This is a genomic window from Glaciihabitans sp. UYNi722 (genome assembly GCF_040549465.1).
Taxonomy (GTDB): Bacteria; Actinomycetota; Actinomycetes; order Actinomycetales; family Microbacteriaceae; genus Lacisediminihabitans.
Genome location: NZ_JBEPTL010000020.1, coordinates 1 through 15,020, shown reverse-complemented (window position 1 = coordinate 15,020; position 15,020 = coordinate 1). Strand labels below are relative to the sequence as shown.

Here is a 15,020-nt window from a genome sequence, read left to right as displayed (position 1 = left end):
CCAACGCCGTCTGATTCGGAAGTTTGCGCTTCATGCTCGACCTCACCGGACCCGGTCGTGTCATCCGGCGCGGCCTCAGGTTCGGCGACAGTCGGCACCGCAGACTCCACATCCGCAGACTCCGACTCCACGACCTCTGATTCCGAAACCTCGGGATCGCTCGTAGAAACCTCGTCGACGGCAGGCGTGTCGACCTCGGGGTCGGGATGTTTCACGTGAAACCTTCTTGATATCCAGGATGGTGGCATAAGTACACAACATAACTACACAGCGGGTATGGCAACAGTGGCGACGGCGTCGCGGAACACTCGACCAACGCTTCGAGCTAGACTTTCGCAGCGCTAAGAGTGATCAATCAACTGTAGCTCGAAACACCCTCGTGACATCCGGCACAGTGCCCTCACCGAGGGTCACTATCTCCACGTCGGTCAGGTGCATACGCCGGATGACCTTAGCGGCGGCATCCATCTCGGCACCCACGCTTGCGCCTTTGAGAAACAGTAGTTCGCCCCCGGACCGCACCAGCGGAACAGTGAGCGGGATCAGCTTCGACAGTGCGCTCACCGCTCGAGCCGTCACCTGATCCAGCCTCGGCGAGACCTTCGCCTCTTCGGCTCGTGCGCGAAGAACCTCGACGTTGGCCAGACCCAGTCGCGCAGCCTCTGCGGTGAGCCAGTCGACACGGCGCTCCATCGGCTCGATGAGGACGAATTGTACGTCAGGACGCGCAATGGCCAAAACCACCCCGGGGAGACCAGCGCCGCTGCCTACGTCTCCCACGCGACCAGGCCTCAACAGGGGCGCGACGAGAGCGCAGTTGAGAATGTGCCGGTTCCAGAGGCGCGGGATTTCCAGTGGGCCGATCAGGCCCAGCTCTTCTCCCCGCACCGCAAGCTCGTTGGCGAAGGAGCGGGCAAGATCAACGCGATCACCGAAGAGATCGGATGCCGAGGCTGGCTCCGCTTCGAGCTCAGGAGGAACCACGGAATCAGGCACGTAAATGTTTCACGTGAAACTAGGAACGGCTGATGACGGTGTGGCGATCAGAACCCTCGCCCTCGGATTCCGAAACGAAACCGCGGCCAGCGACGAGGTCGTGGACCAACTTGCGCTCGTAGGATGACATCGAGGGGAGAGCAGCGGACTGCGCGCCACCCTCGATCCGATCTATAGCGCGGTCGACCAGAAGGGCGAGTTCAGCCTCGCGGGCCTGGCGCGATCCGCCGACGTCGAGGATGAGGCGAGAGAAGACGCCGGTCTTTGCCTGGACGGCGATTCGAGTCAGTTCCTGGAGCGCATTTACCGTTTCGGGCTTCGAGAGCAGGCGCAGGTTGCTGTCCTGGCTGGAGTTGACCGACAGATATGCGCGACCATCGCGTGCGTCGATGTCGATGTCTCCATCGAGATCGGTGATGTCGAGCAACTCCTCGATGTAGTCGGCGGCGATGTCGCCCTCTTCTTCGAGCTGACTGACCGTGCGAACAGACTGGGCGTCACTGCCGTTCTGCGCGTCGCCGGCTGACTGCGCGTCCTCCGCGGTTAGGTTCTCTTCTGCGGTCTCGGTCGTTTCTATATTCTCTACGGCCGGAGTCGTCTCTGCCACGGGAATCTCTCTTTCTTGGGGGAATTTGGGGAGTCGAGCAACGCGCTACTTCTTACCGCTGGTCTTCTTTTTGTTGCGGTTCTTCGCATTCACGGGCTGAACTCGCTGCGTGGTGATCTTCGGCTGCTCGATCTCCTCGTCAGGACCATCCTCGATAATCGTGATTCCGCGGCGCTGAGCTCTCTTCGCCATGCGTGTCTCACGAGCGAGGGCCGCCTCACTACCGGGTGTCGGCATATTCCTGATCACCAGGAACTGCTGTCCCATCGTCCAGAAGTTGGAGACGAGCCAGTAGAACATCACGCCGAGAGGGAAGGTGAAGCCGGAGAACAGGAACACGAACGGGAGGATGTACAGCAGGATGCGCTGCTGCTTGTAGCTTGGGCTCGCCTTCATCTCTGCTGACTGGTTCTTCGACATGATCTGCAGCTGGGTGATGAACTGCGAACCGGTCATCAGGATGACCATGATCACCGCGATGACCTTGACGACGCCGACGCCGGTGGAGAAACTCTCATGCAGTGGGGCTACGCCGAAGAGTGATGCGCTACCGAAGGATTCGGAGAGTGGCCCGTTGAGTAGCCCCACACCCGCGTGATGGGTCTTCTGATATCCCTGGGCTGTGCTCAACACCGAGAACAAACTGAAGAAGATCGGCATCTGAATGAGCAGAGGCAGACAGGAACTCAGTGGGTTCGTACCGGTCTTTTTATAAAGCTCCATGGTCTCGCGCGACATCGCCTCGCGCGAGAACTGGTCTTTCTTGCCCTTGTACTTGTCCTGGATCTTCTTGAGCTGTGGTGCGACCTCGAGCATTCGCCGCTGGCTCTTGATTTGACGAACGAAGATCGGGATGAGTGCGGCGCGGATGACGAGAACGAGGCCGACGATGGACAGCACCCAGGTCAGGCCGGCGTTGGGATCGAGTCCCAGGAAGGACCACAGCCAGTGCCATCCGACAAGAAGGAGTTCAACGACCCATTTGATGGGCCAGAGAATCGTATTGATGATGGGGATGTCCATGCCGGGGATCAGACCTTTCCGTGGCCATTGGATACAACAAAACCGAAACGCGTGATCGCGTACCTCTGCACTACTCGCGGTGGAACATCGTCGACGCCACCGGCGGCCCACGGATGACAGCGAGCGATTCTGCGGATGCCGAGCCAGCTACCGCGGATCAGCCCGTACTGCTGGATCGCCTGCATTGTGTACGACGAACACGAGGGGTAATAACGGCAGACATCGCCGTAAAGCGGGGAGATGACTGCACGGTAGAGCCGCAGGATCAAGACGCTGATGTTGCGGGGAAGAAGAAAGATGAACGCAAGAACATGATTCATGCTCGCGTCACACCCCTGCCTACAGCATCGGAAATCTCAGAACGCAGAATAACCCAGCTAGCCTGCGCTGCGCCTGGCAATGCCCTGATCACGATGTCTGTGCCGGGAGCGACACTCGAAAGCGACTCGTGGCTGACGGCTTTCAGACGACGTCTCACCAGGTTGCGTTTCACGGCCACCCCCACGCTCTTCGAGACGATGAAGCCGAAGCGAGCCTGCTCGAGCGAATCCGTGTGCATCACATACACGACCGCGTGTTCCGTGGAGATCCGGCGACCCCGGCGCACAAGACGGCGGTAATCATCCGCCCGGACGAGCCGGTTGGCTTTGGCCAACACCGACGGCGGTTATGCGGAGAGTTCGGTGCGTCCCTTACGACGACGCGCACCCAGGATGGCACGACCGGCGCGGGTACGCATTCTCAGACGGAATCCGTGCACCTTGGCACGACGCCTGTTGTTCGGCTGAAAAGTTCTCTTGCTCATGATTTGATCTCCACGTGTTGGAACTCCGCAAGGCCAGCTCAACGAGACAGAGCACTGGAAGCCAGGGAAGTGAAGGTTGGCCGTCAAGGCCGAAGTCAACTGATTAAAAATACGGTCTTAAACGCCTGCGGTCAAACTCTGGAGCGGATGTCGGCATTATCCACATCCATTCCATTCAGGCGTGGCAGCGACATGCCGTCACAAACTAAGGTGGTGGGACTGCACAGACGGTGGATAACCCTGTGAATAACTATCCCGAGATGTTGCGAGGCAAGAATGACTGAAACCACGGATCCAACCCAGGATATCTGGCATTCTGTGTTGTCGAGTCTGCGCGACGATGAGCGAATTACCCCGCAATTGCAGGGATTCCTCAGCCTGGTGGAGCCCAAGGGCGTCATGGCCGGCACCCTCTATCTCGAGGTACCGAACGACCTCACCCGCGGAATGCTGGAGCAGCGCATCCGTCTCCCCCTCCTCAATGCGATCACCGCCCTGGACGAAGACCACTCGGTGAGCAACTTCGCCATCGTGGTCAATCCCGAGATCACTCACGATTCGTTGAGGGAACCGAGTGAATCGACGATCGAACAGCCCTACATCGAAAAGCCCGCGCCGACGCCCGCGCAGTCGGATGCCGCGATCACCACCAACCCGCGCCGAGCAGACTCCCGGCTCAACCCGAAATACAACTTCGACAACTTCGTCATTGGCGGATCCAACAGGTTTGCGCATGCCGCGGCTGTCGCTGTGGCCGAGGCACCAGCGAAGGCCTACAACCCCCTCTTCATCTATGGTGACTCCGGACTCGGCAAGACTCACCTCCTCCACGCGATCGGTCATTACGCCGAGAGCCTCTATCCGGGCATCCGGGTGCGCTATGTGAGCTCGGAGGAATTCACCAACGACTTCATCAACTCGATCGCCAACAATAGAGCGTCCGTCTTCCAGGCGCGTTACCGCGAGATCGACATCCTCCTGATCGACGACATCCAGTTTCTGCAGCGAGCCGTCGAAACCCAGGAGGCGTTCTTCCACACCTTCAATACCCTGCACGATCACAACAAGCAGGTCGTCATCACCAGCGACCTGCCTCCGAAAGCACTCACCGGATTTGAGGACCGGATGCGGTCACGGTTCGAATGGGGCCTCATCACCGACGTGCAGGCACCCGACCTCGAAACCCGCATCGCCATCCTCCGTAAGAAGGCACAGAGCGAGAAGCTCCAGGTGAGCGCGGAGATCCTCGAATATATGGCGACGAAGGTGTCCTCGAACATTCGCGAACTCGAGGGAACCCTCATCAGGGTCACCGCCTTCGCGAGCCTCAACCGCACGCCAGTCGACATGGCCCTGGTGCAGACAGTGCTCAAAGACCTGATCACCCTCGACGACGACAACGTGATCTCTCCGGTCGACATCATCAATCACACCGCCGACTACTTCAAACTCACCGTCGACGACCTCTACGGCTCCTCTCGCTCACAGGCTGTAGCCACTGCCAGACAGATTGCGATGTATCTCTGTCGTGAGATGACGAACCTGTCGCTTCCTAAAATCGGACAGCTGTTCGGCAACCGCGACCACACCACCGTGATGTACGCGAACAAGAAGATCAGCGAGCTTATGAAGGAGCGTCGGTCCATCTATAACCAGGTCACCGAGCTCACCAGTCGCATCAAGCAGAACCATCGCTACAACAAGGACTAGTGGTAGACAGCGCGGTCTCTACATGTGCATAACTTGTGGATAACTGTGGAAAACGCCGAGGTGACATGTGGGACTCGCCGAGGGGCCTGTGGAATCGACGGTGCCCGTCGTTCGAACTGCAGGAGTTATCGGCCTCGGATGCCACAGCCTGCGCACATCTCACACCGTTGTAGTTCCCCGCCCACGATTGGTCCTTTCGAAGTTATTCACAGTTCCCACAGCGGTTAAGAGTGTTAATCCTTTAATTAATTGATATTGGAAGAGATAACCTCTGGGTTCCGGGGTTTGGTGCCTGTGCCAGTATTAACCTCCCGTATCAACATTCATCGTGGCTCGACATATTACGAACACAACAAGGGGTGCCCATGAAGTTCCAAGTCAATCGTGACGTCTTCAGTGAGGCTGTTTCCTTTGCCGTGAAGTTGTTGCCTCAGCGCACCACGCTTCCGATCCTGAGCGGTGTGCTGATCGAGACCACAGAGTCCGGATTAACCCTCTCCTCTTTTGACTACGAAGTTTCGGCCCAGACCGAGATCGCCGCCGATATCTCGGAGCAGGGCAAAATCCTGGTCTCCGGTCGTCTCCTTGCCGACATCGCGAGCCGGCTTCCGAATGCGCCGCTGCAGTTCTCCACCGATGAGGGGCGCATCACCGTCGCCTGTGGTACCGCCAACTTCACCCTGCTCAGCATGCCGGTGGAGGAGTATCCGACTCTTCCGCAGATCTCGGCGCAATCCGGCATCCTTCCGGCCGAGTCCTTCGCCGCCGCCGTTTCGCAGGTGGCCGTCGCAGCATCCCGTGATGACGTAACCCCCGTCATCACCGGCGTGCAGCTCGAGGTCAGCGAGAACAGCCTGACCCTGGTGGCCACCGACCGTTACCGGGTAGCGGTACGCGAGATCGAATGGGATTCCGGAGATTCGTCGTCGACAGAGACGATCACGGCACTGGTCCCGGCACGAACACTGCAGGAGATCGGCAAGACCTTCGGCCACAGCGGAAACATCTCGGTGGCGATAACCAACACCGACGACCGTGAACTCATCGCATTCAGTGCCGAGAAGAAGACTGTCACTTCTCTTCTCATCAAGGGAAATTTTCCGCCGGTCAAGCGCCTCTTCCCCGAAACCGTCGACAATTACGCGGTCATCAACACCGGTGAACTCATCGAGGCTGTTCGCCGGGTGTCTTTGGTGCTCGAGCGTGAGGCGGCGCTGCGCTTCACCTTCACCATCGACGGGGTTACGCTCGAAGCAATCGGATCCGAGCAGGCCCAGGCATCCGAGACCATCGATGCCCACCTGAGCGGCGGCGACACCGTCGTCTCTCTCAAGCCGGCATTCCTCCTGGACGGGTTGGGAGCCGTCCATTCCGAATTCGTTCGCATTTCGTTCACCAAGACCGAGAACCCTAATAAGCCCGGACCGGTGTTGATCACCAGCCAGTCGTCGAAAGACCAGCCGGGAGCAGATAACTACAAATACCTCCTGCAGCCCAATCTCCTGTTGCGCTAATCCCACGTTGCTTGAAGAAGCACATCGCTCGAAAGAAGCACTGAAATGCACATCGGCCTCATCGGTCTTGGAAAAATGGGTAGCAACATGCGTACCCGCCTCCGTGCACACGACATCGAGGTCACCGGTTACGACCGCAATCCCGACGTCAGGGATGTCGCGAGTCTCGCCGATCTGGCCAAGGCGCTTCCCACACCGCGCATCGTCTGGGTGATGGTTCCCTCCGGTGAGATCACCACCTCGGTCATCACCGACCTGGCTGCTGAGCTCGACAAGGGCGACATCATCATCGACGGTGGCAACTCGCGCTTCACCGAGGACTTCACCCACGCAGCACAGGTCGCCGAGAAGGGTATCGAATTTGTGGATGCCGGTGTCTCCGGGGGTGTCTGGGGATTGAAGAACGGCTACGGCCTGATGGTGGGCGGTCACAAGAAGAACATCGACATCCTGATGCCGATCTTCGATGCGCTGCGTCCGGAAGGACCTCGCGATGAGGGCTTCGTCCACGTGGGCGAGGTCGGCTCCGGGCACTACGCCAAGATGGTGCACAACGGCATCGAATACGCATTGATGCAGGCCTATGCCGAGGGCTATGAGTTGCTCGAAAAGCGCGATGACATCATCAAAGATGTCACCGGTACCTTCAAGGCCTGGCAGCGTGGAACTGTGGTGCGGTCCTGGCTGCTCGAGTTGCTGGTCCGGGCCCTTGAGGAAGATCCCGAGTTCAAGGATATCGAGGGTTACGTCGAAGATTCGGGCGAGGGTCGCTGGACCATCGAAGAAGCACTCGCGAATGCTGTCCCGGTTCCGACCATCAGTGCTTCGATCTTCGCCAGGTTCGTTTCGCGCCAGCCAGAGGGTTCTCCCGCGATGAAGGCTGTTGCGGCGCTCCGCAACCAGTTCGGCGGGCACTCGGTCAAAGCTGTCGACTAGTCACGTGACCGCGTGATCGTCACCCATCTCAGTCTCAGCGATTTCCGTAATTACACGACGGCGGAGGTCGACCTCGTCTCCGGTGCCAACCTGTTCGTGGGCAGCAACGGGCAGGGTAAGACGAACCTTGTCGAGTCGCTCGGATATCTGAGCACTCTCGGGTCCCATCGGGTCTCGGTCGATCATGCGATGATCCGCCAGGGTGAGGATTCGGCGATCATCCGTGCCCGCCTCCAACACGGCGAACGACAGGTTCTCACCGAGGTACAGATCAACAGGTCATCCCCGAATCGCGCGCAGGTGAACCGATCGGTGATCAAGACCCGGGAACTGCCGAGGTATTTCTCAAGCGTTTTGTTTGCTCCGGAAGACCTGTCGCTGATTCGCGGAGAGCCTTCGGGCCGCCGCCGATTTCTCGACGAACTGCTGGTGCTGCGTTCCCCGCGCCTCTCGGCGGTACTCACCGATTACGAACGCGTGGTCAAGCAGCGCAACACACTTCTGAAGTCCGCACGGGCATCCGGACTCAAGGAGACTCAGCTCGGTACCCTCGAAATCTGGGATGACCGCCTTGTCTCGCTGGGTTCCGAACTGATCGAGGCAAGAACCTCGCTGGTGGCGGAGCTGCTGCCAGAGGTCGCTGCGGCTTATACGGCGGTGGCCGGGGAGGATCACCATGCGCGCCTCGCCACCCAATTCAGTATTTTCGCCGGAGCTGCGGACCTGGACGGCGCAGAGGCAGCACCGGCAGCTCTCCGTCGCGACCGCCTCGCGGCGGGAGAGGCGGCCGACGGATTTCGCGAAGCTCTCGCACGGTTGAGAAGGAACGAACTCGACAGGGGAATCACCCTCGTCGGCCCGCACCGCGACGACCTCGTCCTCGAGCTCAATGGGTTACCAGCCAAGGGGTACGCCAGTCACGGCGAATCATGGTCGTTTGCTCTTGCCCTGAAACTGGCCTCCGCCACCCTGTTGAGAAGAGAGTCGGTATCGGGGGATCCTGTACTGATGCTGGACGATGTCTTCGCCGAACTAGATGAATCCCGGCGTCTTCGCCTCGCCGCCGCGGTCGAAGACTTCGAACAGGTGCTCATCACGGCCGCCGTCTATGACGACGTACCAAAGCAGTTGACCGGCAACACCGTGAAAATCGCACACGGCACGATCGTGGGAGATGCCGAATGAAGGATGACCGGCCCGTTTCGGAGTCGGTCGGGGTCTATCTGCGGTTTCGTCGGGTGTTCGGCGACGGTTCTTCCCGCTCCAGCGACGCCCGCAAGCGAGCGAAGAGGGAGCCGGGCTCGAGCATCCCGTTCGGTAATGGCCGCGATCCGGAAGGTCTCGGGTCGATCGTCGACGCGCTCACGACGCGACTTGGGTGGAGCTCCCCGCTCGCCCGTTCGGAACTGCTCTCCTCCTGGGCGGATATCGCCGGCGCCGAGACCGCGGAACACTCCTCTCCGGTGGGGATCGAGGATGGCGTGCTGACCGTGCATTGCGACTCGACGGCCTGGGCGACCCAGTTGCGATTAATGCGCGTGCAGGTGATGAACCAGATCGCCGTGAGGTACCCGGATGCCGGCATCCTCTCTGTACGTTTTGATGGACCCAACGCTCCCTCCTGGAAAAGAGGTCTCAGATCTATCCCAGGGCGCGGTCCGCGCGATACTTACGGCTAGCTAGGCAAAATCGGTCGACCGAGCAGAATAAAGTCCCCAGACGGGCGATTTCGGCCCTGTGAGGGGCCTTCATTTGGTAGAATCGAAAGGTCGTCCTGGCAGCTATCCTTCGGTAGCCCGGCCGCGAACGGCGTACCGATCTACCCGGCAGGAGCCCAATTTCATATGCCAGCGAACCGCTCGAATTCCGAATCTGAAGATAACTACGGCGCAGATCAGATCCAGGTCCTCGAGGGGCTTGAAGCAGTGCGTAAACGACCCGGCATGTACATCGGCTCCACGGGCCCTCGCGGACTCCATCACCTTGTGACCGAGGTGGTCGACAACTCGGTCGACGAGGCCCTCGCCGGTTTTTGCGACACCATCATCGTGACGATGCTCGCTGATGGCGGCATCCGTGTGGTCGACAATGGCCGTGGAATTCCCGTCGATCTCAACAAGGCAGAAAACAAATCGTCGGTTGAAGTCGTCATGACGATCCTTCACGCGGGCGGCAAGTTCGGCGGGGGCGGGTATGCGGTGTCTGGCGGTCTGCACGGTGTCGGTATCTCCGTGGTCAACGCCCTCTCCTCCCGGGTAGACACCGAGGTGCGCCGTCAGGGCGCGGTCTGGAGGATGAGCTTCACCAACGGTGTGCCGGATGCTCCTCTCGCCAAGGGCGAGGCGACCAAGGAGACCGGCACCAGCCAGACTTTCTGGCCGAACGCCGACATCTTCGAGACCGTCGAGTTCGACTACGAGACACTGCGGTCCCGCTTCCAGCAGATGGCCTTCCTCAATAAAGGACTGTCGATCACCCTCATCGATGAGCGTGACCACGATGATTCTGCTATCCCGGTCGAGGGGAGGGAGCCGGTCTCGATCACCTATCTCTACGAAAAGGGTCTCGTCGACTACGTCGAGTATCTCAACTCCGCGAAGAAGCTCGAGGTGGTGCACCCCGAGATCATCTCCTTCGAAATGGAAGACACCGACGCGAAGATCTCCATCGAGGTGGCCATGCAGTGGACCAACTCCTACCAGGAGAGCGTGCACACCTTCGCGAACACGATCAACACCCACGAGGGTGGAACCCACGAAGAGGGTTTCCGAGCTGCACTCACCACGCTGGTGAACAAGTACGCACGCGAGAAGGCGATCATCAAAGAGAAGGATGAGAACCTCACCGGCGACGACGTGCGCGAGGGTCTCACCGCGGTCATCTCCGTCAAGCTCGCGGAACCGCAGTTCGAGGGCCAGACCAAGACCAAGCTCGGCAACACGATCGCCAAGTCTTTTGTGCAGCGCATCACCGGCGATCAGCTCGGTGACTGGTTCGATCGCAACCCCACGCAGGCGCGCGATGTGATTCGCAAGGCGATCCAGGCATCCGCCGCCCGGATGGCCGCACGAAAAGCGCGCGAACAGACCAGGCGCAAGGGCCTCCTCGAGTCGGGCGGCATGCCCGGCAAGCTGCGAGACTGCTCGAGCAATGACCCGAGCCTCAGTGAAATCTTCATGGTCGAGGGTGACTCGGCCGGCGGCTCGGCCGTGCAGGGGCGCAACCCCGAGTTCCAGGCGATCCTCCCGCTACGCGGCAAGATCCTCAACGTCGAGAAGGCGCGACTCGATCGCGCACTCGCCAACAACGAGGTGCAGGCGATGATCACCGCTTTCGGCGCTGGCATCGGCGAGGACTTCAATCCAGAGAAGGCTCGCTACCACAAGATCGTGCTGATGGCCGATGCTGACGTCGACGGCCAGCACATCACCACCCTGCTGCTGACGCTGCTCTTTCGCTATATGCGTCCGCTGATCGACCTCGGCTACGTCTACCTCGCCCAACCGCCGCTGTATCGCCTTAAGTGGAGCAACTCACCTCACGAGTATGTCTACAGCGACCGCGAGCGCGACGCACTGCTGGCCGAGGGCGCCACTGCCGGCAAGCGGATGCCGAAGGAGAGTGGCGTACAGCGCTACAAAGGGCTCGGCGAGATGGACTACAAGGAACTGTGGGAGACCACCATGGATCCGGTAACCCGAACCCTCCTGCAGGTAACGCTCGACGATGCTGCCGCCGCCGACGAGATTTTCGACACGCTCATGGGCGAAAACGTCGAGCTGCGACGCAACTTCATCCAGAAGAACGCCAAAGACGTGCGCTTCCTCGATATTTAGTCCCTCGTTCCCCGAGGTTCTCGGGGAACACGACCGACGCGGTCCTTCGACATGATCGAGGACCGGGAATAGAGAACTTATGGCTGACGAAACAACCCCAGAGGGCACAGACGCTACCGAGGAACAGATCGCGGGCCGCGAGATCGACCTGAGCCACGACAAGGTGAGCCAGGTCGACCTGCAGCTCGAGATGCAGCGTTCGTACCTCGACTATGCGATGAGCGTCATTGTCGGTCGGGCCCTGCCGGAGGTGCGTGACGGTCTCAAGCCCGTGCACCGTCGCGTGATCTACGCGATGTACGACGGTGGCTACCGGCCCGACAAGGGCTTCTCCAAGTGCACCCGCGTCATCGGCGACGTGATGGGCCAGTTCCACCCGCACGGTGACTCCTCTGTGTATGACGCACTGGTGCGCCTGGTGCAGCCATGGAGCCTCCGCTACCCACTCGCCCTCGGACAGGGAAACTTCGGTTCACCGGGCAATGACGGCGCTGCGGCGCACCGGTACACCGAAACCAAGATGGCACCTCTCGCGATGGAGATGGTTCGCGACATCGAAGAAGAGACCGTCGATTTCGTCGACAACTACGACGGTCGCACCCAGGAGCCCTTCGTTCTGCCGAGCCGGTTCCCCAACCTCCTGGTCAACGGATCCGTCGGTATCGCCGTCGGCATGGCAACCAACATCCCGCCACACAACCTGCGCGAGGTCGGCGCGGCCGCACTCTGGCACCTCGCCAATCCGGATGCCAGCCAGGAAGAGCTCGTCGAAGCTCTCATCCAGCGCATCAAGGGCCCCGACTTCCCCACCGGTGCCCAGATCCTGGGCCTCAAGGGCATCCAGGACGCCTATCGCACCGGCCGCGGATCCATCACGATGCGGGCCGTCGTCAACGTGGAGGAGCTTCAGGGCCGCACCTGCCTCGTCGTCACCGAACTGCCATACCAGGTCAACCCCGACAACCTCGCGTTGAAGATCGCCGAGCTCGTCAAAGAGGGCAAGATCTCCGGAATCGCAGACATCCGTGACGAGACCTCCGGCCGCACCGGCCAGCGCCTCGTGGTCGTGCTCAAGCGCGACGCGGTCGCCAAGGTCGTGCTCAACAACCTGTACAAGCACACGCCGCTGCAGGAGAACTTCGGCGCCAACATGCTGGCGATCGTGGACGGCATCCCGCGCACACTGCCGATCGACGGATTCATCACCGCCTGGGCCGATCACCAGATCGATGTGATCGTGCGCCGCACCATCTACCGTCTGCGTAAGGCTGAGGAGCGCGCCCATATCCTGCGCGGCTATCTCAAGGCGCTCGACGCGCTCGACGAGGTCATCGCCTTGATCCGTCGGTCCGCCACCGTGGACGACGCGCGCGCGGGCCTCATCACGCTGCTCGACGTGGACGACATCCAGGCCCGCTCCATTCTCGACATGCAGTTGCGTCGTCTCGCGGCCCTCGAGCGCCAGAAGATCATCGACGAGCACGACGCGATCGAGATGGAGATCGCCGACTACCAGGCGATCATTGCGAGCCCACAGCGCCAGCGCGACATCGTGAGCGAAGAACTCACCGACCTGATCGCCAAATACGGTGACGAGCGTCGCACTGAGATCATGTTCGGGTTCGACGGCGACATGAATGTCGAAGACCTCATTCCCGAGGAGGAAATGGTCGTCACCGTCACCCGCGGTGGCTACATCAAGCGCACCCGCAGCGACAACTACCGCAGCCAGCACCGCGGCGGCAAGGGCGTCAAGGGCGCGCAGCTCAGGGCGGATGACGTGGTTGACCACTTCTTCGTCACCACCACCCACCACTGGCTGTTGTTCTTCACCAATAAGGGCCGCGTCTACCGCGCCAAGGCCTATGAGGTACAGGAGGGCGGCCGCGACACCAAGGGCCAGCACGTCGCCAACCTTCTCGCCCTGCAGCCTGATGAGGAGATCGCCCAGATCCTTGACATTCGCGACTACGCGGCGGCGCGCTACCTCGTGCTCGCCACTCGCGGCGGCCTGGTCAAGAAGACCGCGCTCACCGAGTACGACACGAATCGTACCGGTGGCATCATCGCGATCAACCTCCGCGACGACGACGAGCTGACCTCGGCGATGCTGGTGGAGGAGCACTCCGATCTTCTGCTGGTCTCGCGCAAGGGAATGTCGATCCGGTTCACGGCATCCGACGATGCGCTGCGTCCGATGGGGCGCGCGACCTCCGGTGTGATCGGGATGCATTTCCGCGACGACGACACCCTGCTGGATGCGTCCGTCGTCTCCGACGCCGGATACGTCTTCGTGGTGACAGAGGGCGGTTACGCCAAGCGCACCTCGGCGGACCAGTATCGACTGCAGAACCGTGGCGGTTTGGGCATCAAGGTGGCCAAATTGGCCGAGGCTCGGGGTGACCTGGCGGGCGCTCTGATCGTCGAAGACGACGACGAGGTGCTTGTGGTTCTTGCCAGCGGCAAGGTGGTACGCTCGTCTGTCGCCGAGGTTCCGGCCAAGGGTCGTGACACCATGGGGGTTGTGTTCGCACGTTTCGCGGACGACGACAGGATCATCGCAGTAGCGAAGAACAGTGAACGCAATCTGGACGTGGATGGCCAGGAAGCTCCGGAGGAGGAGTCACCGGCCGCCGAAGACCAGACCGGGAAGGACGAAACAATAGATGAGTAGCCTCGCAGAGAGACTCCAGCGAAAATCGCAGAAAGCCAGTGCGACGAAGCAGGTTCGCCTCAAGCTCGTGTACGTCGACTTCTGGTCGGCGGTGAAGCTTTCCTTTCTGATCGCCCTGACGCTCGGCATCATCCTGGTCGTGGCGACCGTGCTGGTCTGGGTGCTGTTGAATGCGCTCCAGGTCTTCAGTGCCATCGACGGTTTGATGAGCAACATCCTGAACCAGAAGTTCAGTGTGACGACGCTGCTGCCACTCACCCAGGTGGCCCTGTTCGCCGTGGTGGTGGGCCTGCTGAACACCGTAGTTGGCACGGTTCTCGGTGCGATTGCAGCGATGCTCTACAACTTCAGCGTGCGTATCACCGGTGGATTGCTCGTCGGCTTCACCAACAACTAGGGCCAATTGGGTAACTGCGCCACAGGTACGGTACTCTCGTATCTGCCCTGAGCCGATCAGGGACATGGGGATATAGCTCAGGCGGTTAGAGCGCTTCGCTGATAACGAAGAGGTCCCAGGTTCAAGTCCTGGTATCCCCACTCAGAATTTTGACCGGATTCTGGCATCCGGGGCCTTAGCTCAATTGGTAGAGCGCCTGCTTTGCAAGCAGGAGGTCAGGGGTTCGATTCCCCTAGGCTCCACAACACGGCGTGTCTTGGGACAGCGGAAACCGTTGAACCCCTGGGTTCAACGGTTTCCTTGGTTGTGGGCCCGGTAGTCCCTCTGCCGTGGGGGTGGGGGGGGGGGGGGGGGGGGGGGGGGGGGGGGGCGCCGCCCCCCCCCCCCCCCCCCCCCCGCGCCCCCCACCCCCCCCCCCCCCCCCCCCCCCGCCCGCCCCCCGCCCCCCCCCCGCAACAAATCCCCGCCAAATGCCCCGCCCCCCGACCGCCCATTATGGCGTATATTGTTTCCTTCCTGCCG

Annotated in this window: 14 protein-coding genes and 2 tRNA genes; 10 read left to right on the top strand and 6 right to left on the bottom strand. The window is 60.7% G+C overall.

From position 1 onward, the window contains the following. Positions 1-351 precede the first annotated feature (351 nt). The 6 genes from rsmG to rpmH are packed head-to-tail and all read right to left on the bottom strand — an operon-like array spanning position 352 to position 3,431. The gene (gene rsmG, locus ABIB56_RS13930; RefSeq protein WP_354569876.1) at positions 352-984 is read right to left on the bottom strand and encodes a 16S rRNA (guanine(527)-N(7))-methyltransferase RsmG; all 633 of its coding nucleotides are present in this window, start codon (positions 982-984) and stop codon (positions 352-354) included. 31 nt (positions 985-1,015) lie between these two features. Beyond that, the gene (locus ABIB56_RS13925; protein ID WP_354569824.1) at positions 1,016-1,603 is read right to left on the bottom strand and encodes a Jag family protein; all 588 of its coding nucleotides are present in this window, start codon (positions 1,601-1,603) and stop codon (positions 1,016-1,018) included. A 45-nt stretch (positions 1,604-1,648) separates the two neighbouring features. Continuing rightward, on the bottom strand, positions 1,649-2,626 hold the full coding sequence (gene yidC / locus ABIB56_RS13920) for a membrane protein insertase YidC (protein WP_502917609.1): 978 nt from the start codon (positions 2,624-2,626) through the stop codon (positions 1,649-1,651). Positions 2,627-2,634: 8 nt separating this feature from the next. Then, on the bottom strand, positions 2,635-2,946 hold the full coding sequence (gene yidD, locus ABIB56_RS13915; protein ID WP_354569823.1) for a membrane protein insertion efficiency factor YidD: 312 nt from the start codon (positions 2,944-2,946) through the stop codon (positions 2,635-2,637). Beyond that, the gene (rnpA, locus tag ABIB56_RS13910; protein ID WP_354569822.1) at positions 2,943-3,284 is read right to left on the bottom strand and encodes a ribonuclease P protein component; all 342 of its coding nucleotides are present in this window, start codon (positions 3,282-3,284) and stop codon (positions 2,943-2,945) included. The genes yidD and rnpA overlap by 4 nt, the downstream gene beginning before the upstream one ends. Before the next feature lie 9 nt (positions 3,285-3,293). After that, a complete protein-coding gene (rpmH, locus tag ABIB56_RS13905; protein ID WP_010204566.1) occupies positions 3,294-3,431 on the bottom strand; it encodes a 50S ribosomal protein L34 in 138 nt (45 codons plus the stop codon). Between the two features lie 276 nt (positions 3,432-3,707). On the opposite strand from rpmH, the gene dnaA reads away from it, so the two are divergent. From dnaA to ABIB56_RS13855, 10 genes are all read left to right on the top strand, one after another. After that, positions 3,708-5,141, top strand: coding sequence for a chromosomal replication initiator protein DnaA (dnaA, locus tag ABIB56_RS13900; protein ID WP_354569821.1), 1,434 nt, complete (start codon positions 3,708-3,710; stop codon positions 5,139-5,141). Between the two features lie 365 nt (positions 5,142-5,506). Then, positions 5,507-6,655, top strand: a complete 1,149-nt coding sequence (gene dnaN / locus ABIB56_RS13895) for a DNA polymerase III subunit beta (protein WP_354569820.1) — start codon at positions 5,507-5,509, stop codon at positions 6,653-6,655. Between the two features lie 45 nt (positions 6,656-6,700). Then, a complete protein-coding gene (gene gnd / locus ABIB56_RS13890; protein ID WP_354569819.1) occupies positions 6,701-7,591 on the top strand; it encodes a phosphogluconate dehydrogenase (NAD(+)-dependent, decarboxylating) in 891 nt (296 codons plus the stop codon). A 12-nt stretch (positions 7,592-7,603) separates the two neighbouring features. Beyond that, complete coding sequence (gene recF / locus ABIB56_RS13885) at positions 7,604-8,776, top strand: DNA replication/repair protein RecF (protein WP_354569818.1); 1,173 nt, start codon at positions 7,604-7,606, stop codon at positions 8,774-8,776. Beyond that, complete coding sequence (locus ABIB56_RS13880) at positions 8,773-9,270, top strand: DciA family protein (RefSeq protein ID WP_354569817.1); 498 nt, start codon at positions 8,773-8,775, stop codon at positions 9,268-9,270. Before recF ends, ABIB56_RS13880 begins: the two co-directional genes overlap by 4 nt. A gap of 165 nt (positions 9,271-9,435) precedes the next feature. After that, positions 9,436-11,427, top strand: coding sequence for a DNA topoisomerase (ATP-hydrolyzing) subunit B (gene gyrB / locus ABIB56_RS13875; protein WP_354569816.1), 1,992 nt, complete (start codon positions 9,436-9,438; stop codon positions 11,425-11,427). A 79-nt stretch (positions 11,428-11,506) separates the two neighbouring features. Then, positions 11,507-14,101 carry a DNA gyrase subunit A gene (gyrA, locus tag ABIB56_RS13870; RefSeq protein WP_354569814.1) on the top strand — a complete coding sequence of 865 codons (2,595 nt, stop codon included), beginning with the start codon at positions 11,507-11,509 and terminating at the stop codon, positions 14,099-14,101. After that, a complete protein-coding gene (locus ABIB56_RS13865; RefSeq protein WP_354569812.1) occupies positions 14,094-14,498 on the top strand; it encodes a DUF3566 domain-containing protein in 405 nt (134 codons plus the stop codon). Before gyrA ends, ABIB56_RS13865 begins: the two co-directional genes overlap by 8 nt. A 66-nt stretch (positions 14,499-14,564) precedes the next feature. Then, positions 14,565-14,638, top strand: a tRNA-Ile gene (locus ABIB56_RS13860). 29 nt (positions 14,639-14,667) lie between these two features. After that, a tRNA-Ala gene (locus tag ABIB56_RS13855) sits at positions 14,668-14,740 on the top strand. The last annotated feature ends 280 nt before the right edge of the window (positions 14,741-15,020 follow it).